This window comes from uncultured Escherichia sp. (genome assembly GCF_948475835.1).
Lineage (GTDB): Bacteria > Pseudomonadota > Gammaproteobacteria > Enterobacterales > Enterobacteriaceae > ECMA0423.
The window spans coordinates 1-21,832 of sequence record NZ_CAOLGM010000027.1 but is presented as its reverse complement, the minus strand read 5'-3'; the positions used below and the strand labels follow the sequence as shown (position 1 = coordinate 21,832).

Annotated in this window: 19 protein-coding genes and 1 pseudogene (1 of these 20 cut by a window edge); 13 read left to right on the top strand and 7 right to left on the bottom strand. The window is 50.0% G+C overall.

What is annotated here, in order from left to right:
• A pseudogene (gene ldhA, locus QZF50_RS07760) lies at window positions 1-936 on the top strand (D-lactate dehydrogenase) (it extends 58 nt beyond the left edge of the window).
• Window positions 937-1,046: 110 nt separating this feature from the next.
• A complete protein-coding gene (hslJ, locus tag QZF50_RS07755; protein ID WP_001299385.1) occupies window positions 1,047-1,469 on the top strand; it encodes a heat shock protein HslJ in 423 nt (140 codons plus the stop codon).
• Here the strand turns inward: hslJ and QZF50_RS07750 are convergent.
• Entirely contained in the window at window positions 1,466-1,732 is a 267-nt protein-coding gene (locus QZF50_RS07750) for a DUF333 domain-containing protein (RefSeq protein WP_001295715.1), read from the bottom strand. The genes hslJ and QZF50_RS07750 overlap by 4 nt on opposite strands.
• A 273-nt stretch (window positions 1,733-2,005) precedes the next feature.
• On the opposite strand from QZF50_RS07750, the gene nifJ reads away from it, so the two are divergent.
• From nifJ to ttcA, 4 genes are all read left to right on the top strand, one after another.
• Complete coding sequence (gene nifJ / locus QZF50_RS07745; protein ID WP_290388846.1) at window positions 2,006-5,530, top strand: pyruvate:ferredoxin (flavodoxin) oxidoreductase; 3,525 nt, start codon at window positions 2,006-2,008, stop codon at window positions 5,528-5,530.
• A gap of 365 nt (window positions 5,531-5,895) precedes the next feature.
• Window positions 5,896-7,029: a porin OmpN gene (ompN, locus tag QZF50_RS07740; protein WP_000837924.1), complete on the top strand. Its 1,134-nt coding sequence runs from the start codon at window positions 5,896-5,898 to the stop codon at window positions 7,027-7,029.
• Between the two features lie 140 nt (window positions 7,030-7,169).
• A complete protein-coding gene (gene uspF / locus QZF50_RS07735; RefSeq protein ID WP_001082294.1) occupies window positions 7,170-7,604 on the top strand; it encodes a universal stress protein UspF in 435 nt (144 codons plus the stop codon).
• A gap of 175 nt (window positions 7,605-7,779) precedes the next feature.
• Window positions 7,780-8,715 (top strand): tRNA 2-thiocytidine(32) synthetase TtcA, encoded by a 936-nt coding sequence (gene ttcA, locus QZF50_RS07730; protein ID WP_000081418.1) that lies wholly within the window; start codon window positions 7,780-7,782, stop codon window positions 8,713-8,715.
• A 128-nt stretch (window positions 8,716-8,843) separates the two neighbouring features.
• Here ttcA and dbpA read toward each other — a convergent pair whose 3' ends face one another.
• The 4 genes from dbpA to ydaN all read right to left on the bottom strand — a co-directional run bounded on the left by dbpA (window position 8,844) and on the right by ydaN (window position 11,739).
• Window positions 8,844-10,217 (bottom strand): ATP-dependent RNA helicase DbpA, encoded by a 1,374-nt coding sequence (gene dbpA, locus QZF50_RS07725; RefSeq protein ID WP_000123739.1) that lies wholly within the window; start codon window positions 10,215-10,217, stop codon window positions 8,844-8,846.
• 29 nt (window positions 10,218-10,246) lie between these two features.
• Entirely contained in the window at window positions 10,247-10,420 is a 174-nt protein-coding gene (gene ynaL, locus QZF50_RS07720; protein WP_001296046.1) for a protein YnaL, read from the bottom strand.
• A 274-nt stretch (window positions 10,421-10,694) separates the two neighbouring features.
• A complete protein-coding gene (gene zntB / locus QZF50_RS07715) occupies window positions 10,695-11,678 on the bottom strand; it encodes a zinc transporter ZntB (RefSeq protein ID WP_000387388.1) in 984 nt (327 codons plus the stop codon).
• A 13-nt stretch (window positions 11,679-11,691) separates the two neighbouring features.
• A complete protein-coding gene (gene ydaN / locus QZF50_RS07710) occupies window positions 11,692-11,739 on the bottom strand; it encodes a protein YnaN (protein WP_211180494.1) in 48 nt (15 codons plus the stop codon).
• Window positions 11,740-11,932: 193 nt separating this feature from the next.
• Here ydaN and dgcM point away from each other — a divergent pair, with 193 nt between their 5' ends.
• Window positions 11,933-13,165: a diguanylate cyclase DgcM gene (gene dgcM / locus QZF50_RS07705; protein ID WP_000628065.1), complete on the top strand. Its 1,233-nt coding sequence runs from the start codon at window positions 11,933-11,935 to the stop codon at window positions 13,163-13,165.
• A 20-nt stretch (window positions 13,166-13,185) separates the two neighbouring features.
• Here the strand turns inward: dgcM and smrA are convergent, their stop codons facing one another.
• Together smrA and QZF50_RS07695 are read right to left on the bottom strand one after the other, a co-directional pair.
• Window positions 13,186-13,749: a DNA endonuclease SmrA gene (smrA, locus tag QZF50_RS07700; RefSeq protein WP_001046821.1), complete on the bottom strand. Its 564-nt coding sequence runs from the start codon at window positions 13,747-13,749 to the stop codon at window positions 13,186-13,188.
• A 329-nt stretch (window positions 13,750-14,078) separates the two neighbouring features.
• On the bottom strand, window positions 14,079-14,987 hold the full coding sequence (locus tag QZF50_RS07695) for a LysR family transcriptional regulator (protein ID WP_000885454.1): 909 nt from the start codon (window positions 14,985-14,987) through the stop codon (window positions 14,079-14,081).
• A 175-nt stretch (window positions 14,988-15,162) separates the two neighbouring features.
• On the opposite strand from QZF50_RS07695, the gene abgA reads away from it, so the two are divergent.
• The 6 genes from abgA to uspE form a co-directional block, all read left to right on the top strand.
• A complete protein-coding gene (gene abgA / locus QZF50_RS07690) occupies window positions 15,163-16,473 on the top strand; it encodes a p-aminobenzoyl-glutamate hydrolase subunit AbgA (RefSeq protein ID WP_000444949.1) in 1,311 nt (436 codons plus the stop codon).
• The gene (abgB, locus tag QZF50_RS07685; protein ID WP_001156442.1) at window positions 16,473-17,918 is read left to right on the top strand and encodes a p-aminobenzoyl-glutamate hydrolase subunit AbgB; all 1,446 of its coding nucleotides are present in this window, start codon (window positions 16,473-16,475) and stop codon (window positions 17,916-17,918) included. Before abgA ends, abgB begins: the two co-directional genes overlap by 1 nt.
• 36 nt (window positions 17,919-17,954) lie before the next feature.
• Complete coding sequence (gene abgT / locus QZF50_RS07680; protein WP_000062967.1) at window positions 17,955-19,481, top strand: p-aminobenzoyl-glutamate transporter; 1,527 nt, start codon at window positions 17,955-17,957, stop codon at window positions 19,479-19,481.
• A 10-nt stretch (window positions 19,482-19,491) separates the two neighbouring features.
• The gene (gene ogt / locus QZF50_RS07675; RefSeq protein ID WP_000945013.1) at window positions 19,492-20,007 is read left to right on the top strand and encodes a methylated-DNA--[protein]-cysteine S-methyltransferase; all 516 of its coding nucleotides are present in this window, start codon (window positions 19,492-19,494) and stop codon (window positions 20,005-20,007) included.
• 194 nt (window positions 20,008-20,201) lie between these two features.
• On the top strand, window positions 20,202-20,954 hold the full coding sequence (gene fnr / locus QZF50_RS07670) for a fumarate/nitrate reduction transcriptional regulator Fnr (protein ID WP_000611911.1): 753 nt from the start codon (window positions 20,202-20,204) through the stop codon (window positions 20,952-20,954).
• Between the two features lie 151 nt (window positions 20,955-21,105).
• Window positions 21,106-21,832 (top strand): universal stress protein UspE (gene uspE / locus QZF50_RS07665; protein WP_290388845.1); only part of this gene is annotated, 727 nt, incomplete at its 3' end.

Sequence of the window (21,832 nt, the reverse complement as noted above, 5' to 3'; positions counted from 1 at the left end):
GTGAACGAGTCCTTTGGCTTTGAGCTGGAATTTTTTGACTTTCTGCTGACGGAAAAAACCGCTAAAACTGCCAATGGCTGCGAAGCGGTATGTATTTTCGTAAACGATGACGGCAGCCGCCCGGTGCTGGAAGAGCTGAAAAAGCACGGCGTTAAATATATCGCCCTGCGCTGTGCCGGTTTCAATAACGTCGACCTTGACGCGGCAAAAGAACTGGGGCTGAAAGTAGTCCGTGTTCCAGCCTATGATCCAGAGGCCGTTGCTGAACACGCCATCGGTATGATGATGACGCTGAACCGCCGTATTCACCGCGCGTATCAGCGTACCCGTGACGCTAACTTCTCTCTGGAAGGTCTGACCGGCTTTACTATGTATGGCAAAACGGCAGGCGTTATCGGTACCGGTAAAATCGGTGTGGCGATGCTGCGCATTCTGAAAGGTTTTGGTATGCGTCTGCTGGCGTTCGATCCGTATCCAAGTGCAGCGGCGCTGGAACTCGGTGTGGAGTATGTCGATCTGCCAACCCTGTTCTCTGAATCAGACGTTATCTCTCTGCACTGCCCGCTGACACCGGAAAACTACCATCTGTTGAACGAAGCCGCCTTCGATCAGATGAAAAATGGCGTGATGATCGTCAATACCAGTCGCGGTGCATTGATTGATTCTCAGGCAGCAATTGAAGCGCTGAAAAATCAGAAAATTGGTTCGTTGGGTATGGACGTATATGAGAACGAACGCGATCTATTCTTTGAAGATAAATCCAACGACGTAATTCAGGATGACGTATTCCGTCGCCTGTCTGCCTGCCACAACGTGCTATTTACCGGGCACCAGGCATTCCTGACAGCAGAAGCTCTGACCAGTATTTCTCAGACTACGCTGCAAAACTTAAGCAATCTGGAAAAAGGCGAAACCTGCCCGAACGAACTGGTTTAATCTTGCCGCTCCCCTGCATTCCAGGGGAGCTGATTCAGATAATCCCCAATGACCTTTCATCCTCTATTCTTAAAATAGCCCTGAGTCAGAAACTGTAATTGAGAACCACAATGAAGAAAGTAGCCGCGCTCGTTGCGCTAAGCCTGCTGATGGCGGGATGTGTAAGTAATGACAAAATTGCTGTAACGCCAGAACAGTTACAGCATCATCGTTTTGTGCTGGAAAGCGTAAACGGTAAGCCCGTGACCAACGATAAAAATCCGCCAGAAATCAGCTTTGGTGAAAAAATGATGATTTCCGGCAGCATGTGTAACCGCTTTAGCGGTGAAGGCAAACTGTCTAATGGTGAACTGACAGCCAAAGGGCTGGCAATGACCCGTATGATGTGCGCTAACCCGCAGCTTAATGAACTCGATAACACCATTAGCGAAATGCTGAAAGAAGGTGCACAAGTGGATCTGACCGCGAACCAGTTAACGCTGGCGACCGCGAAACAGACATTAACTTATAAGCTGGCGGATTTAATGAATTAATAGCTGCCACAGCTCCCGGCGGCAAGTGACTGTTCACTACAGCGTTTGCCGTTGGGTAATGCACACATCCCAATCGCCGTACCATCCAGTTGACGGGCAACAGAAAGCGAACCGCCGATCATTGCACAATTTGCTTCTCCACTACTGGACATCGACGCTTTTAAACCTGGCGCTACGTGCGCCGCAGTCGCCTGCTGAACAGGTTCACTACTACACGCCGACAACAATAAAGCGGCACACCCTACCCAAAACGCTGCTCGCATCTCTTCTTCCTCTGATCTTCAAGCCAAACGACACCGCCATAAATAATAGGCAGCACAGAGGGCGGCGTCGAGAGCTGTCCTGCGCGTTGCCCCGCATTTTTACTTTTTTATGGCTATTTTTTTGCCCTCTGTTTGATCAAAACATTCATTACGCTGATGTGGGGGACACAAAAGCGAAAATGCAGAAGAAAGCCATTTGCTAAAATTGAAGGATTACTACTGGGCGCGCAGCAATTTCGTGCGCCCCTCATTTGCGCAATGTAAGGGTGTCATATGATTACTATTGACGGTAATGGCGCGGTTGCTTCGGTGGCGTTTCGCACCAGTGAAGTTATCGCCATCTACCCTATTACCCCCAGTTCCACGATGGCAGAACAGGCTGATGCCTGGGCCGGAAACGGCTTGAAGAACGTTTGGGGAGACACACCACGCGTGGTTGAAATGCAGTCGGAAGCGGGTGCTATCGCTACCGTGCATGGCGCTTTGCAGACGGGTGCCCTTTCAACATCGTTTACGTCATCGCAGGGTTTGCTGCTGATGATCCCGACGCTGTACAAACTGGCAGGCGAACTCACACCGTTTGTCCTGCATGTAGCGGCACGTACCGTTGCCACACATGCACTCTCTATTTTTGGCGATCATTCCGACGTCATGGCGGTGCGCCAGACGGGTTGCGCGATGTTGTGTGCGGCAAACGTCCAGGAAGCGCAAGACTTTGCTCTCATTTCGCACATCGCGACGCTGAAAAGCCGCGTGCCATTTATTCATTTCTTTGATGGTTTCCGCACGTCCCACGAAATCAACAAAATTGTCCCGCTGGCCGATGACACGATTCTTGATCTCATGCCGCAGGCCGAAATTGATGCTCATCGCGCCCGGGCACTCAACCCGGAACATCCGGTGATCCGCGGTACGTCCGCCAATCCTGACACTTATTTCCAGTCTCGCGAAGCCACCAACCCATGGTACGACGCGGTCTATGACCATGTTGAACAGGCGATGAATGATTTCTCTGCCGCGACAGGTCGTCAGTATCAGCCGTTTGAATATTACGGGCATCCGCAAGCGGAACGGGTGATTATCCTGATGGGCTCTGCCATTGGCACCTGTGAAGAAGTGGTTGATGAATTGCTAATCCGTGGCGAAAAAGTCGGCGTGCTGAAAGTTCGCCTGTACCGCCCCTTCTCCGCCAAACACTTGCTGCAAGCTCTGCCGGGATCCGTACGCAGCGTGGCGGTACTGGACAGAACCAAAGAACCCGGTGCCCAGGCAGAACCGCTCTATCTGGATGTGATGACCGCACTGGCAGAAGCCTTTAATAATGGTGAGCGCGAAACCCTGCCCCGTGTCATTGGTGGGCGCTATGGTCTTTCATCCAAAGAATTTGGCCCGGACTGTGTACTGGCGGTATTTGCCGAGCTCAACGCGGCTAAACCGAAAGCGCGCTTTACGGTTGGTATTTACGATGATGTGACTAATCTGTCACTGCCGTTGCCGGAAAACACCCTGCCAAACTCGGCGAAACTGGAAGCCTTGTTTTATGGCCTTGGTAGTGATGGCAGCGTTTCCGCGACCAAAAACAATATCAAGATTATCGGTAATTCCACGCCGTGGTACGCACAGGGCTATTTTGTTTACGACTCCAAAAAAGCGGGCGGCCTGACGGTTTCTCACCTTCGCGTGAGCGAACAGCCGATTCGTTCCGCTTATCTCATTTCCCAGGCTGATTTTGTTGGCTGCCACCAGTTGCAGTTTATCGATAAATATCAGATGGCTGAGCGTTTAAAACCTGGCGGCATTTTCCTGCTCAACACGCCGTACAGCGCAGATGAAGTGTGGTCGCGCTTGCCGCAAGAAGTTCAGGCCGTGTTAAACCAGCAAAAAGCGCGCTTCTATGTGATTAACGCGGCGAAAATCGCCCGCGAATGTGGCCTGGCGGCCCGTATTAATACCGTCATGCAGATGGCTTTTTTCCATCTGACACAAATTCTGCCTGGCGATAGCGCCCTCGCAGAATTGCAGGGTGCGATTGCCAAAAGTTACAGTAGCAAAGGTCAGGATCTGGTGGAACGCAACTGGCAGGCTCTGGCGCTGGCGCGTGAATCCGTAGAAGAAGTTCCGTTGCAGCCGGTTAATCCGCACAGCGCCAATCGACCGCCAGTGGTTTCCGATGCCGCTCCTGATTTCGTGAAAACCGTAACCGCTGCGATGCTCGCCGGGCTTGGTGATGCCCTCCCCGTTTCGGCGCTGCCGCCAGACGGCACCTGGCCGATGGGCACCACTCGCTGGGAAAAACGCAATATCGCCGAAGAGATCCCCATCTGGAAAGAGGAACTCTGTACCCAATGTAACCACTGCGTTGCCGCTTGCCCACACTCAGCTATTCGCGCAAAAGTGGTGCCGCCTGAAGCGATGGAAAACGCCCCTGCCAGCCTGCATTCGCTGGATGTGAAATCGCGTGATATGCGCGGGCAGAAATATGTCTTGCAGGTGGCACCGGAAGATTGCACCGGTTGTAACCTGTGCGTCGAAGTTTGCCCGGCGAAAGACCGTCAGAATCCAGAGATTAAAGCCATCAATATGATGTCTCGCCTGGAACATGTCGAAGAAGAGAAAATCAATTACGATTTCTTCCTCAACCTGCCAGAAATCGACCGTAGCAAACTGGAACGTATTGATATTCGTACATCGCAGCTGATTACACCGCTGTTTGAATATTCAGGTGCTTGCTCCGGTTGTGGCGAGACGCCGTATATTAAATTGCTGACTCAGCTCTATGGCGACCGGATGTTGATCGCTAACGCCACCGGCTGTTCTTCAATTTATGGCGGTAACCTGCCCTCTACACCGTATACCACCGATGCCAACGGTCGTGGGCCGGCATGGGCGAACTCTCTGTTTGAAGATAATGCCGAATTTGGCCTTGGTTTCCGCCTGACGGTCGATCAACACCGTGTCCGCGTGCTGCGTCTGCTGGATCAATTTGCCGATAAAATCCCGGCGGAATTACTGACAGCGTTGAAATCAGACGCTACGCCAGAGGTTCGTCGAGAACAGGTCGCAGCTTTACGCCAGCAACTCAACGATGTTGCCGAAGCACATGAACTGCTGCGTGACGCAGATGCACTGGTGGAAAAATCAATCTGGCTGATTGGTGGTGATGGCTGGGCTTACGATATCGGCTTTGGCGGTCTGGATCATGTATTGAGTTTGACGGAAAACGTCAACATTCTGGTGCTGGATACGCAATGCTATTCCAACACCGGTGGTCAGGCGTCGAAAGCGACACCGCTGGGTGCAGTAACTAAATTTGGCGAGCACGGCAAACGTAAAGCGCGTAAAGATCTTGGCGTCAGTATGATGATGTACGGTCATGTTTATGTGGCGCAGATTTCTCTCGGCGCGCAGCTCAACCAGACGGTGAAAGCGATTCAGGAAGCGGAAGCGTATCCGGGGCCATCGCTGATCATCGCTTATAGCCCATGTGAAGAGCATGGTTACGATCTGGCACTCAGCCACGACCAGATGCGCCAACTCACAGCTACCGGCTTCTGGCCGCTATATCGCTTCGATCCGCGTCGTGCCGATGAAGGCAAACTGCCGCTGGCGCTGGATTCACGCCCGCCGTCAGTAGCACTGGAAGAAACGTTACTTCACGAGCAACGTTTCCGTCGGCTGAATTCGCAGCAGCCAGAAGTGGCAGAACAGTTATGGAAAGATGCAGCAGCTGATTTGCAAAAACGCTATGACTTCCTGGCACAAATGGCCGGAAAAGCGGAAAAAAGCAACACCGATTAAATGCTCTGGATAAGGATTATCCAATTCTAAAAAAAAGCCCGGACGACTGTTCGGGCTTGTCTTTTTATATGTTGGAAAATCAGTGGCAATGCAATGGCCCAACAGAAAATAAAATCTGTGACAATAAAGGCATATAACCCGCGCAGAATAACGTATAGAAAATTAAAAGTATAATTTTTATTTTGTATGTATTATCTTCGATACATTCACCAGACTTATTATCATTTCAGAGGAATTATTTGATTAAGGTTTTACTTAAGGCGTAACAAATGATATTTATCGGCTAACTGAACTTCTCCTTTAGGATGTTTTCACTCCCCGAAATGGGGATAAAAGGCAAATAAAATAACTAAAGGATTTATTCAATGAAAAGCAAAGTACTGGCACTTTTAATTCCTGCCCTGCTCGCCGCAGGTGCTGCACATGCAGCCGAAGTTTATAATAAAGACGGCAACAAATTAGATCTGTATGGCAAAGTTGATGGCCTGCATTATTTTTCTGATAATTCGGCGAAAGATGGCGACCAGAGCTATGCGCGTCTGGGTTTTAAAGGCGAAACCCAAATTAACGATCAACTCACTGGCTACGGTCAATGGGAATACAATATTCAGGCAAACAACACTGAATCTTCAAAAAACCAGTCATGGACCCGTCTGGCATTTGCCGGGCTGAAATTTGCAGATTACGGTTCTTTCGATTACGGACGTAATTATGGCGTAATGTACGACATCGAAGGCTGGACCGATATGCTGCCTGAATTTGGCGGTGACTCTTATACCAATGCAGACAACTTTATGACTGGTCGAGCCAATGGCGTCGCGACTTATCGTAATACTGATTTCTTCGGTCTGGTAAATGGTCTGAACTTCGCGGTGCAGTATCAAGGTAACAACGAAGGTGCCAGTAATGGTCAGGAAGGCACCAACAACGGACGTGATGTTCGCCATGAAAACGGTGACGGCTGGGGTCTTTCCACAACATATGATTTAGGCATGGGCTTTAGCGCTGGTGCGGCATACACCTCTTCTGACCGCACCAATGATCAGGTTAACCATACTGCGGCGGGTGGTGATAAAGCAGACGCGTGGACTGCTGGGCTAAAATACGATGCTAACAATATTTACCTGGCAACCATGTATTCAGAAACGCGTAATATGACCCCGTTTGGCGACAGCGATTATGCTGTTGCAAACAAAACCCAGAACTTTGAAGTCACTGCACAGTACCAGTTTGATTTTGGTCTGCGTCCGGCAGTCTCTTTCCTGATGTCTAAAGGCCGTGACCTGCACGCTGCCGGTGGTGCAGACAACCCGGCAGGTGTTGATGATAAAGATCTGGTTAAATACGCCGATGTTGGCGCGACTTACTATTTCAATAAAAACATGTCCACTTATGTTGACTATAAAATCAACCTGTTGGATGAAGATGACAGTTTCTACGCTGCCAATGGCATCTCTACCGATGATATTGTCGCTTTAGGTCTGGTTTATCAGTTCTAAATCCTCCTGCCCGCTGTTATGGCGGGCTTTTTCTGCTTATTCTTCCTCCTTTGATCTAAATTAAAAATGTGAACTCCGTCATTACACAAAAAGTGTCATCTGGCGTTACACTTTATGCGGATACTAAAACAGGAGGTTTTATGAACAGAACGATTCTTGTCCCTATCGATATTTCCGATTCAGAATTAACTCAACGCGTGATTAGCCACGTTGAGGCAGAGGCAAAGATTGATGATGCAGAGGTTCATTTCCTGACGGTAATACCTTCACTGCCCTACTATGCCTCTCTGGGTTTAGCGTATTCCGCAGAATTACCGGCAATGGATGACCTGAAAGCGGAAGCCAAATCGCAACTGGAAGAGATCATTAAAAAATTTAAACTGCCAACCGACAGAGTGCATGTCCATGTTGAGGAAGGCTCGCCCAAAGACCGCATTCTGGAAATGGCGAAGAAGATCCCCGCTCATATGATCATCATTGCTTCCCATCGACCGGATATCACCACTTATCTGCTCGGTTCCAACGCCGCAGCTGTAGTGCGTCACGCAGAGTGCTCCGTGCTGGTTGTGCGCTGACACTAACGCCCGCACATTGCTGCGGGCTTTTTGATTCATTTCGCAAATGTGCTGACATTTTCCCCTCTAATCCGTACCATACACGCCACAGTTTTTATATCAGATTTCTTATGCTGGGCGTTCCGGCATGACGCATACTCTTCTGATGCCATATAACGAATTGAGTCGCTTTTAAATGTCGCAAAATCAAGAAATTAGTAAGAAAGAACAATACAACCTGAACAAATTACAAAAACGTCTGCGTCGTAACGTGGGCGAAGCCATTGCTGACTTCAATATGATTGAAGAAGGCGATCGCATCATGGTTTGCCTCTCCGGGGGTAAAGACAGCTATACCATGCTGGAGATTCTGCGCAATTTGCAGCAAAGCGCGCCAATCAATTTTTCGCTGGTGGCTGTTAACCTCGATCAAAAGCAACCGGGCTTCCCGGAACACGTTCTGCCCGAGTATCTTGAAAAGCTGGGCGTTGAGTACAAGATTGTTGAAGAGAATACTTACGGTATCGTGAAAGAGAAGATTCCAGAGGGCAAAACCACTTGCTCACTGTGTTCTCGCCTTCGTCGCGGTATCCTTTATCGTACCGCAACGGAACTGGGGGCGACGAAGATCGCGTTGGGTCACCATCGTGACGATATCCTGCAAACGTTGTTCTTAAATATGTTCTACGGCGGCAAGATGAAAGGTATGCCTCCGAAACTGATGAGCGATGATGGCAAACATATCGTTATTCGTCCGCTGGCCTACTGCCGCGAGAAAGATATTCAGCGATTTGCCGATGCAAAAGCGTTCCCGATTATTCCGTGCAACCTGTGCGGTTCACAGCCTAACCTGCAACGTCAGGTGATTGCTGACATGTTGCGTGACTGGGATAAACGTTATCCAGGGCGTATCGAGACGATGTTCAGCGCGATGCAGAATGTGGTGCCGTCGCATCTGTGCGATACCAACCTGTTCGATTTCAAAGGCATTACCCACGGTTCTGAAGTGGTTAACGGGGGTGATCTGGCGTTTGATCGCGAAGAGATCCCACTACAACCGGCGGGCTGGCAGCCAGAAGAAGATGAAAATCAGTTGGATGAGTTACGGCTGAATGTGGTTGAAGTGAAATAACCAGGATAGCGCCCGATGCGCAAGCGTATCGGGCTACTCTTATGGAGGCCGGATAAGACGCGGCCAGCGTCGCATCCGGCAATCCCGCATAAGATGTTTACTCTTGCACCCGGCAATTCAACATTTCATTATTTTAATAACCGCACCCGGCACGTTTTTCCTTTAATCTTCCCGCCCTGTAACTGTTTCCATGCTTTATGAGCAACAGCCTGACGGACCGCGACATAGACATGCGCCGGATGCACGGCGATTTTGCCAATATCTACGCCATCAAGCCCGATGTCTCCTGTCAGCGCACCTAATACATCACCCGGGCGCATTTTGGCTTTTTTCCCGCCATCGATACACAACGTTGCCATTTCTGCTTCCAGCGGCAAAATGGAACTATTAGCTGGCGGCGTTTGCCAGTTAAGTTTTATCTGCAACATGTCAGAAATGATATTGGCCCGCTGTGCTTCTTCCGGAGCACAGAAACTGATCGCCAGACCGCTATTTCCTGCACGAGCTGTACGACCGATGCGATGTACATGAACTTCAGGGTCCCACGCCAGCTCAAAGTTCACCACCAGCTCAAGCGATTTAATATCCAGACCACGCGCAGCAACATCAGTCGCAACCAGTACACGGGCGCTACCGTTAGCAAAACGTACCAGGGTCTGATCGCGATCGCGTTGCTCCAGATCGCCGTGTAACGACAATGCACTTTGCCCTACTTCATTCAGCGCGTCGCAGACAGCCTGGCAATCTTTTTTGGTATTGCAAAACACCACACAAGAGGATGGCTGATGCAAACTTAATAACCGTTGCAACAGAGGAATTTTGCCTTTACTGGATGTCTCATAAAATTGTTGTTCAATGGGTGGCAAAGCATCTGTTGAGTCAATTTCAATCGCCAAAGGATCGCGTTGCACTCGTCCGCTGATTGCGGCGATGGCTTCCGGCCAGGTTGCCGAAAACAGAAGCGTCTGTCGAGATGCAGGCGCAAAACGGATGACATCATCAATGGCATCGCTAAATCCCATATCCAGCATGCGGTCGGCCTCATCCATCACCAAAGTATTCAGCGCATCCAGTGATACCGTGCCTTTTTGCAAGTGATCCAGCAAACGACCCGGCGTTGCCACGATAATATGCGGCGCATGTTGCAACGAATCACGCTGCATACCGAACGGTTGACCACCGCACAACGTCAAAATTTTGGTATTTGGCAGAAAACGCGCCAGCCGACGCAATTCACCTGCCACCTGATCCGCCAGTTCACGCGTAGGACACAGCACTAAAGCCTGGGTTTGAAATAGCGACGCATCAATTTGCTGTAACAAGCCGAGGCCAAAAGCCGCCGTTTTGCCGCTGCCGGTTTTCGCCTGCACGCGAACATCTTTTCCGGCAAGGATCGCCGGAAGCGCGGCGGCCTGCACCGGCGTCATGGTTAAATAACCCAACTCATTAAGGTTCGTGAGTTGGGCGGGAGGCAAAACATTCAGGGTAGAAAAAGCGGTCACAATCTATTCTCGTGGTCATCGACGCAAAGTTAGCAGGCGCGTATCCTCGCAGATCTACGCTCACGATGCGACAATTTAATCGGTTCTTCATCGGGTGGTGGGTCAGGCATGGGTTGCGGGCGAGGGATCGGATCGGGCACTGGAACAGGATCGCCAGGAATCGGTTCAGGGACAGGAATTTGCAAATAAATAAGTGTCGTCATATTTCCCTCCGGTCATTGGGTGGACTCTTAAAGGGTAGACGCTGATAAATAACAGGCAAAAAAAAGCCGACTCATCAAAGTCGGCGTCGTACGAATCAATTGTGCTATGCAGTAATTCAAAAAAGGAAGTAAGACAATATGGAGCGCAACGCCCATCGCTTGACGTTGCATTCACCTGCAAGGGAGATATTGCCCTGAATGGGTAGAGAGTTTATTGACTTCGCTCAAACTTTGCGGCGTTTTTGTATACAGACAGCCGGAAAAATTGCTTTTGTTACAACCATTTACTACGGTGCAACCATAAAGCAACACCACCAATAAGAACAACTAACAGAATACAAAAAATTGAAAATCCGAATTGCCACCCGCCGCCAGGGATCCCACCAAGGTTGACGCCAAATAACCCTGTCAGAAAGGTACTGGGTAAAAAGACCATTGCCATCAATGACATTGTATAGGTACGACGAGCTAAATTTTCCTGCATCACCTGAGCGATTTCATCCGCCATCACACCAGTCCGTGCTATACAGGCGTCGATTTCGTCAAGGCCGCGCCCAAGGCGATCGGCAATATCCTGCATCCGACGGCGTTGGTCATCGCTCATCCACGGCAAACGTTCACTGGCAAGACGAGCATAGACATCACGTTGCGGTGCCATATAGCGACGCATCACGATTAATTGTTTGCGCAGCAGAGCCAGGAATCCACGCGGTGGAATTTGCTGATCAAGGAGATTATCTTCAAGGTCGATAATTTTATCGTGCAGCTGCTCGATAAATTCGCTGGAATGATCGGTCAACGCATCGCACACATCCACCAGCCACCCTCCGCAATCGGTCGGACCCGTGCCCTCTTCCAGATCGCTCACCACATCGTCCAGCGCCAGCACTTTGCGTTGTCGGGTCGAAACAATTAACCGCCCGTCCATATATACACGCATGGCGACCAGTTGATCGGGGCGTTCATCGGTGCTGCCGTTTATACAGCGCAATGTAATAAGCGTGCCTTCACCGAGACGGCTGACTCGGGGCCGTGTGCTCTCGCCCGCCAGCGCATCACGTACGTTATTGGGAAGCAGCGGTGTTGTCGCCAGCCATTGGGCGCTATCATGGTGTACATAATTAAGGTGGAGCCAGCAGGGATGCGCTTCATCAATCACATCTGTATTTTCCAGCGGTTTAACGCCGCCTCTACCATCCAGCATCCAGGCAAATACTGCATCCGGGACATTAACGTCCGATCCCTTAATCGCTTCCACAGTGCCTCCATCATCAACGCATTATTTTGTAGTCTAGCCTTCTGGCCCTGTTACGCAACATCTCATCACCCCATTACCCTGAAATGATTAATAAAATTCTGTCTAAATTGAATACAAAAAGCAAAATGCTTTTCCGTATACAAACCGTGTGAAGTGTTAAATAGCGTCTATCATTATCAGAATTATCTGATCATATGACGTGGCTTTTTTGCGATCGGATAGCAACAAAAATTGATAAAAATAATGGGATCTCAATGATTACGCACAACTTCAATACCCTGGACTTACTCACCAGTCCTGTCTGGATCGTTTCGCCCTTTGAGGAACAGTTAATTTATGCCAATAGCGCGGCGCGACTGTTGATGCAAGACCTCACGTTTAGTCAGCTACGAACCGGACCCTATTCCGTCTCCTCACAAAAAGAACTGCCGAAATACCTCTCCGATCTGCAAAACCAACACGATATTATCGAAATCCTCACTGTTCAGCGTAAAGAAGAGGAAACAGCATTAAGCTGTCGGCTTGTTTTGCGAGAGCTGACAGAAACAGAACCGGTGATTATTTTCGAAGGTATCGAAGCGCCGGCAACGCTGGGTTTAAAAGCCAGTCGCTCGGCAAATTATCAGCGCAAAAAACAAGGTTTTTATGCGCGCTTTTTTCTGACTAACTCTGCACCAATGTTGTTGATTGACCCCTCACGAGATGGCCAAATCGTCGATGCTAACCTCGCCGCGCTCAATTTCTATGGTTATAACCATGAAACGATGTGCCAGAAACATACCTGGGAAATTAATATGCTCGGGCGTCGCGTCATGCCTATCATGCATGAAATTTCGCATTTACCCGGCGGTCATAAACCTTTGAATTTTGTTCATAAACTGGCGGATGGATCTACTCGTCATGTGCAGACCTATGCCGGGCCGATTGAAATTTATGGCGACAAGCTCATGTTATGTATTGTGCATGATATTACTGAGCAAAAACGGCTGGAGGAGCAGCTGGAACATGCTGCTCACCATGACGCGATGACCGGATTACTGAATCGGCGACAGTTTTATCACATTACCGAGCCAGGCCAAATGCAGCACCTCGCCATCGCCCAGGATTACAGCTTGTTGCTCATCGACACCGATCGTTTTAAACACATTAACGATCTCTATGGGCATTCTAAAGGTGATGAGGTGTTATGCGCCCTCGCCCGCACCCTCGAAAGTTGCGCTCGCAAAGGCGATTTGGTGTTTCGTTGGGGAGGCGAAGAGTTTGTCTTATTGCTACCAAGAACCCCACTGGATACCGCGCTTTCGCTGGCTGAAACTATCCGTGTAAGCGTGGCAAAAGTGAGTATTTCGGGCTTACCACGTTTTACCGTCAGCATTGGTGTGGCGCATCACGAAGGAAATGAAAGCATCGATGAACTGTTTAAACGCGTTGATGATGCTTTGTATCGGGCGAAAAATGATGGACGCAACCGCGTGCTGGCGGCATAAGCCGCGGATGCGTCTCGAGATCAACGGCTGCGCTTAGCGTGGCGCTCCCAGTTTTCTTGCTTCGCCTGCGCCGTTTTACGTAGTGCGACGTAACACGCCCCGCTGCCGCCATGATGCGGTAGCGCGGTGCAATATGCCTGAACATCATCAAATTCGGTCAGCCAGCGCGCCACATAGCTGCGGACAATATTGGCATGCGATTTATCATCCCGTCCTTTGCCATGAATAATCAGCACGTTACGCAAACCATCAGCCATGGCTTGTTGAATGAAACTGAACATCATTTTGCGGCACTCTTCCACCGGCTGGCGCAAAAGATTCAGGCTCGCCTGTTGCGGATATTTACCACTGCGCAGCTTATCCAGCACCCCATGTTGCAACCCTTCCCGCCGAAACTCCAGCGGCTGACTTAGTGGGATGATGTCGAGAAATCCGGTGGTGAGGAAATTATCAAGCTGCAGCGTGTCGATACGCTGCGGCGCACGTTGGTTACGCGTTGGATGCCAGTGGACATCGGTAGCACGTTTCAGCGGCTGGACATCTTCCATGGCGTCAAGAAACAGCGATTTGTCGTCAAGGTTCATGTTACATCCTCCCGCAATTAAGAGCGCGATATGATAACCAGACCGGGTCGGTCCAACAACGTATTACCCAAAATTCCAGTAATAAGTTCCAAATATTGCCGATATTTTAAGCAAAATGCTTATGCATGATTATTCATTCACGATATTAATAATGTAACTTATATTTTCGTGAAATCTGTCACTGAAGAAAATTGGCAACTAAAGGTTAAAACCGTTATAACACAGTCACCGGCGCAGAGGAGACAATGCCGGACTTAAGACGCGGATGCACTGCTGTGTGTACTGTAGAGTCTGGCGGATGTCGACAGACTCTATTTTTTTATGCAGTTTTAACTTTGCAGATAGCCGCATTCTCGCCGGAATTGCGTGATTAATGACGCGGTCAGTGGTGTCTGGCGACTATCACGCCGCTGAATCAAATAATAGGCCGCTTTCGGTAAAATTTCGCTAACCGGCAACATCACCAGCCCCTGTCCGTGCAAGGGATCGCAGCCCATTTCTTCAGGCAGTATGCTGAGAAAATCGCTTTTTGCCACCAGACTGATACAGGCTGAGAACGTCTCGCAGACTACACCGACCTGTGGCGTTTGCGCCTGATCGTCAAGCAATTCACTCAACTGTTTGTAGTAACTGCCGTGTGGCGTCGGCATTGTCCAGCTGTAATCCAGTAACTGTTTGATCGAACGGGCACCAATGGCGGGGTGTCCCGGGCGGCAAAAGATCGCGAATTGCTTTTCCAGTAATTTCTCAAAAGTAAATTCGTGGTCGTACGGTCCCTGATAATAGGTATTGATGGTGAAATCCAATTCTCCCTGACGCAATTCATTAATCATCGACACCAGTTGCCCTTCCATAATGCGTACTTTTACCTGCGGATGCTGCTGATGAAAACGAGATATGACAGCTGGCATCAGACTGCGGGAAATACTGGCCCCCATGCCGATATTAATCTGCCCTGCCAGTTGCCCTTGTCGTTGGCGAATATCCTCTTGGGCTGCGCGCAGTTCTTCAAGAATAAGACTGGCGTGCTGATAAAAACTTTCACCGGCATCAGTTAACGTCACGCCTTTACTACGGCGAAAAAAGAGTTGCGCCGCTAATCCTTCTTCCAGCTCCTGAATAGATTTACTCAGTGCCGGTTGCGACATATTCAACATTCGGCTCGCTCCGCGAATGCTGCCCTGACGAGCCACTTCAACAAAAGCACGAATTTGATGAATTTTTACCTGAAAAGCCATGACGCCACCGATAACCGTTATTTATCAGACCAAAGAAACTGGCATCTACTTTAATGCAGATGATTGTGTCAGGGTAATTTATGAACGGTTAAAACTGTGAAAAATCAGTTAGTGATAAGTAAAAACTATCGCTACGTGAACCGGGTCACACTTTTTACTGATGACGGGAAAGGTTATGGAGTCTTTGAATCAATTTGTTAATTCGCTTGCCCCAAAATTATCGCACTGGCGACGTGATTTTCATCACTATGCAGAGTCTGGCTGGGTGGAATTCCGCACTGCCACCCTTGTTGCGGAAGAATTGCAGCAGCTCGGCTATTCACTGGCGCTGGGCCGCGAAGTAGTTAATGAAAGTAGCCGGATGGGACTACCTGATGAACTCACTCTACAACGCGAATTCGAGCGCGCTCGTCAACAGGGTGCGCTAGCACAATGGATTGCGGTTTTTGAAGGTGGTTTCACTGGTATCGTCGCCACCCTGGATACCGGTCGCCCCGGTCCGGTGATGGCTTTCCGTGTCGATATGGACGCGCTGGATCTCAGTGAAGAGCAGGATGTCAGCCATCGCCCCTACCGCGACGGTTTTGCGTCATGTAACGCCGGAATGATGCATGCCTGTGGTCATGATGGACATACCGCCATTGGGCTTGGGCTGGCGCATACCCTTAAACAATTCGAGTCCGGACTACATGGCGTCATCAAACTGATTTTTCAGCCTGCAGAGGAAGGTACGCGTGGCGCGCGGGCGATGGTCGATGCAGGTGTCGTAGATGATGTTGATTATTTTACTGCCGTGCACATTGGCACTGGCGTACCTGCGGGCACCGTGGTGTGCGGCAGTGATAATTTTATGGCAACCACCAAATTTGACGCGCACTTCACCGGTACCGCCGCTCACGCAGGCGCAAAACCAGAAGACGGTCACAATGCCTTGTTGGCGGCAGCACAAGCCACTCTTGCACTGCATGCAATCGCCCCGCACAGCGAAGGAGCTTCCAGAGTAAACGTGGGCGTTATGCAGGCAGGAAGCGGTCGTAACGTTGTTCCTGCCTCGGCGTTGCTGAAAGTGGAAACACGCGGGGCCAGCGACGTCATTAATCAATATGTTTTTGACCGTGCACAACAAGCGATTCAGGGCGCAGCAACCATGTATGGTGTCGGCGTTGAAACTCGTCTGATGGGTGCAGCTACCGCCAGTTCTCCTTCGCCGCAATGGGTCGCATGGTTGCAAAGTCAGGCGGCTCAGGTCGCGGGGGTCAATCAGGCCATTGAACGTGTTGAAGCGCCTGCGGGTTCCGAAGATGCCACATTAATGATGGCCCGCGTGCAGCAACATCAAGGGCAAGCCTCCTACGTGGTGTTTGGCACACAGCTGGCGGCAGGTCATCACAACGAAAAATTCGATTTTGACGAGCAGGTTCTCGCTATTGCCGTCGAAACGCTGGCGCGCACCGCGCTCAATTTTCCCTGGACGCGAGGTATCTGATGCAGGAAATCTATCGTTTTATCGACGATGCGATTGAAGCCGATCGCCAACGTTATACCGATATTGCCGATCAAATCTGGGATCATCCAGAAACACGTTTTGAAGAGTTCTGGTCAGCGGAGCATCTGGCTTCGGCGCTGGAATCTGCAGGCTTCACCGTTACCCGCAACGTAGGCAATATCCCAAATGCCTTTATTGCTTCGTTTGGTCAAGGCAAACCGGTTATCGCCCTGCTGGGAGAATATGACGCCCTGGCAGGTTTAAGTCAGCAAGCAGGTTGCGCGCAACCTACATCCGTGACGCCCGGTGAAAATGGTCACGGTTGCGGACACAATTTGCTGGGAACCGCCGCCTTTGCCGCTGCAATAGCCGTCAAGAAATGGCTGGAACAATATGGGCAAGGCGGCACAGTGCGCTTTTATGGTTGTCCTGGCGAAGAAGGCGGCTCGGGTAAAACGTTCATGGTCCGCGAGGGGGTATTTGATGATGTGGATGCGGCACTCACCTGGCACCCGGAAGCCTTTGCCGGTATGTTCAATACCCGCACGCTGGCAAACATTCAGGCATCATGGCGCTTTAAAGGGATCGCAGCACATGCCGCGAATTCCCCTCATTTGGGACGCAGCGCCCTTGATGCCGTAACGTTGATGACCACTGGCACCAACTTCCTCAACGAACATATTATTGAAAAAGCGCGCGTACACTATGCCATCACAAATAGCGGCGGGATCTCGCCCAACGTGGTCCAGGCGCAGGCAGAAGTGCTTTATCTTATCCGCGCCCCCGAAATGACCGACGTGCAGCATATTTTTGATCGGGTCGCCAAAATCGCCGAAGGTGCGGCATTGATGACCGAAACCACGGTTGAATGCCGCTTCGACAAAGCCTGTTCCAGTTATCTCCCGAATCGCACCTTAGAAAATGCCATGTACCATGCCCTATCCCATTTTGGTACCCCGGAATGGAACTCCGAAGAACTGGCTTTTGCGAAACAAATTCAGGCTACGCTCACCCCCAACGATCGGCAAAACAGTCTGAATAATATCGCCGCAACCGGTGGCGAAAACGGCAAGGTTTTTGCACTACGTCATCGTGAAACGGTACTGGCGAATGAGGTCGCTCCATATGCCGCCACCGATAACGTGCTTGCGGCATCGACTGATGTCGGCGACGTCAGTTGGAAACTGCCTGTTGCCCAGTGTTTCAGCCCCTGTTTTGCCGTCGGTACACCGCTACATACGTGGCAACTGGTTAGCCAGGGGCGAACATCTATTGCTCATAAAGGAATGCTGCTGGCGGCGAAAACTATGGCAGCAACCACAGTCAATCTCTTCATTGATTCAGGGCTATTGCAAGAATGCCAACAAGAGCATCAGCAAGTTACGGACACGCAACCGTATCACTGCCCTATCCCGAAAAACGTGACACCGTCACCTTTAAAATAACAACAACAACGCAAACACAACAACCGAGGAATGCCCATGAGTATGTCATCCATACCGTCGTCCTCCCAATCCGGGAAGCTCTATGGCTGGGTCGAAAGAATTGGTAACAAGGTTCCCCATCCTTTTTTGCTCTTTATCTATTTGATAATCGTACTCATGGTGACGACGGCAATTTTGTCAGCCTTTGGCGTCAGTGCGAAAAACCCGACCGATGGTACGCCGGTGGTGGTGAAAAACCTGCTCAGTGTGGAAGGATTACACTGGTTTTTACCCAATGTGATTAAAAACTTTAGCGGTTTTGCTCCACTTGGAGCGATCCTGGCGCTGGTTTTAGGTGCCGGCCTAGCGGAGCGCGTCGGCTTACTGCCAGCGCTAATGGTTAAAATGGCATCGCATGTTAATGCCCGCTACGCCAGTTATATGGTGCTGTTTATTGCTTTTTTCAGCCACATTTCTTCCGATGCGGCGTTAGTGATCATGCCACCGATGGGTGCGCTGATTTTTCTGGCGGTGGGCAGGCATCCAGTTGCAGGTTTACTGGCTGCCATTGCAGGCGTAGGTTGCGGCTTTACGGCTAATTTACTGATTGTCACAACCGACGTGTTGCTGTCGGGGATCAGCACGGAAGCGGCGGCTGCGTTCAATCCGCAAATGCACGTCAGTGTAATTGATAACTGGTATTTTATGGCCAGCTCCGTAGTCGTACTGACGATTGTTGGCGGCCTGATAACCGACAAAATCATCGAGCCACGGTTAGGTCAATGGCAGGGAAACAGCGATGAGAAACTGCAGACATTGACCGAAAGTCAGCGTTTTGGTTTACGCATAGCAGGTGTCGTATCGCTACTTTTTATTGCTGCGATCGCGCTGATGGTGATCCCGGAAAACGGGATATTGCGCGATCCGATTAATCACACCGTGATGCCATCACCCTTTATTAAAGGTATCGTGCCACTGATCATTCTTTTTTTCTTTGTTGTCTCGCTGGCTTATGGCATCGCTACCCGCACAATTCGACGTCAGGCGGATTTACCGCATTTAATGATTGAACCGATGAAAGAGATGGCGGGATTTATCGTGATGGTTTTTCCCCTCGCCCAATTTGTCGCCATGTTTAACTGGAGCAACATGGGGAAATTCATCGCCGTGGGGCTGACCGATATACTGGAAAGTTCAGGGCTTAGCGGCATACCGGCGTTTGTCGGTCTGGCGTTGCTTTCCTCTTTCTTATGCATGTTTATTGCCAGCGGTTCCGCAATCTGGTCGATTCTGGCCCCCATTTTCGTACCAATGTTTATGCTACTTGGCTTTCACCCGGCATTTGCGCAAATCCTCTTTCGTATTGCCGACTCATCCGTATTGCCTTTAGCGCCGGTATCTCCTTTTGTCCCACTGTTTCTTGGATTCCTGCAACGCTACAAACCAGACGCGAAACTGGGTACTTACTATTCGTTAGTCTTGCCCTATCCGCTTATCTTTTTGGTGGTATGGCTGCTGATGTTGCTGGCGTGGTATCTTGTTGGTCTGCCGATAGGTCCGGGGATTTACCCACGTTTGTCTTAAGAGAGAACGGATGCTGAGATTACTTGAAGAAAAAATTGCCACGCCACTGGGTCCACTGTGGGTGATTTGCGATGAGCAATTTCGCCTGCGGGCGGTTGAATGGGAAGAGTACAGCGAACGCATGGTGCAGCTGCTGGACATCCATTATCGCAAAGAAGGCTATGAGCGCATTTCTGCCACCAACCCAGGCGGTTTAAGCGACAAGCTTAGTGATTATTTTGCTGGTAATCTTAGCATTATTGATACGCTTCCCACTGCCACAGGGGGGACGCCATTTCAGCGCGAAGTCTGGAAAACTCTACGCACTATCCCCTGCGGGCAGGTAATGCATTACGGCCAACTGGCTGAACAATTGGGCCGCCCTGGCGCGGCGCGTGCCGTTGGTGCGGCAAACGGATCGAATCCCATCAGCATCGTCGTACCTTGCCATCGGGTTATTGGCCGAAACGGCACCATGACCGGATATGCAGGCGGAGTTCAGCGAAAAGAGTGGTTATTGCGCCACGAAGGTTATCTTTTGCTGTAAACATTAAACAATTTGTGCCAGCTTGTTCACACTTTTATGTAAAGTTACCCTTAACAACTTAAGGGTTTTCAAATAGATAGACATATATTTACATCTAATATCGGAATTCTCTGCTGTTAAGGTTTGCTTAGACTTACTTGCTCCCTAAAAAGATGTTAAAATTGACAAATATCAATTACGGCTTGAGCAGACCTATGATCCCGGAAAAGCGAATTATACGGCGCATTCAGTCTGGCGGTTGTGCTATCCATTGCCAGGATTGCAGCATCAGCCAGCTTTGCATCCCGTTCACACTCAACGAACATGAGCTTGATCAGCTTGATAATATCATTGAGCGGAAGAAGCCTATTCAGAAAGGCCAGACGCTGTTTAAGGCTGGTGATGAACTTAAATCGCTTTATGCCATCCGCTCCGGTACGATTAAAAGTTATACCATCACTGAGCAAGGCGACGAGCAAATCACTGGTTTCCATTTAGCTGGCGACCTGGTGGGATTTGACGCCATCGGCAGCGGCCATCACCCGAGCTTCGCTCAGGCGCTGGAAACCTCGATGGTATGTGAAATCCCGTTCGAAACGCTGGACGATTTGTCCGGTAAAATGCCGAATCTGCGTCAGCAGATGATGCGTCTGATGAGCGGTGAAATCAAAGGCGATCAGGACATGATCCTGCTGTTGTCGAAGAAAAATGCCGAGGAACGTCTGGCTGCATTCATCTACAACCTGTCCCGTCGTTTTGCCCAACGCGGCTTCTCCCCTCGTGAATTCCGCCTGACGATGACTCGTGGCGATATCGGTAACTATCTGGGCCTGACGGTAGAAACCATCAGCCGTCTGCTGGGTCGCTTCCAGAAAAGCGGTATGCTGGCAGTCAAAGGTAAATACATCACCATCGAAAATAACGATGCGCTGGCCCAGCTTGCTGGTCATACGCGTAATGTTGCCTGATTTTTCCGCATAACTCACTATCCTTCTGTCATATCATTAAATTTTTCTGATTTATTGATCTGGCAGAAGGTTCATCACTGTTTCATTCACCAGATATGGGTTAATCTTTTAATTACAAACTGCGTTGACAGTTGTTGTAAGGAGACCCTGTATGGCTATGTATCAGAACATGCTCGTTGTTATCGATCCTAACCAGGACGACCAACCAGCATTGCGGCGAGCTGTTTATTTACATCAACGGATTGGTGGCAAAATTAAAGCCTTTTTGCCGATCTATGACTTCTCATACGAAATGACCACCCTGCTCTCCCCGGACGAACGTACGGCTATGCGTCAGGGCGTCATCAGCCAGCGTACAGCCTGGATCCACGAGCAGGCAAAATATTATCTCAATGCTGGCGTTCCCATTGAAATTAAAGTGGTCTGGCATAACCGTCCTTTCGAAGCCATCATTCAGGAAGTGATCAGCGGCGGGCACGATTTGGTGCTAAAAATGGCGCACCAACATGACCGTCTGGAAGCGGTGATTTTTACGCCAACGGACTGGCATCTGTTACGCAAATGCCCAAGCCCGGTGTGGATGGTGAAAGACCAGCCGTGGCCGGAAGGAGGCAAGGCGCTGGTGGCGGTGAATCTCGCCAGTGAAGAGCCGTATCATAATGCGCTCAATGAAAAACTGGTCAAAGAGACGATCGAACTGGCAGAACAAGTCAACCATACCGAAGTTCATCTGGTTGGCGCTTATCCGGTAACGCCAATTAATATCGCGATTGAACTGCCGGAATTTGATCCGAGCGTTTATAACGATGCCATTCGTGGGCAACATTTGCTGGCAATGAAAGCTCTGCGGCAGAAATTCGGCATTAATGAAAACATGA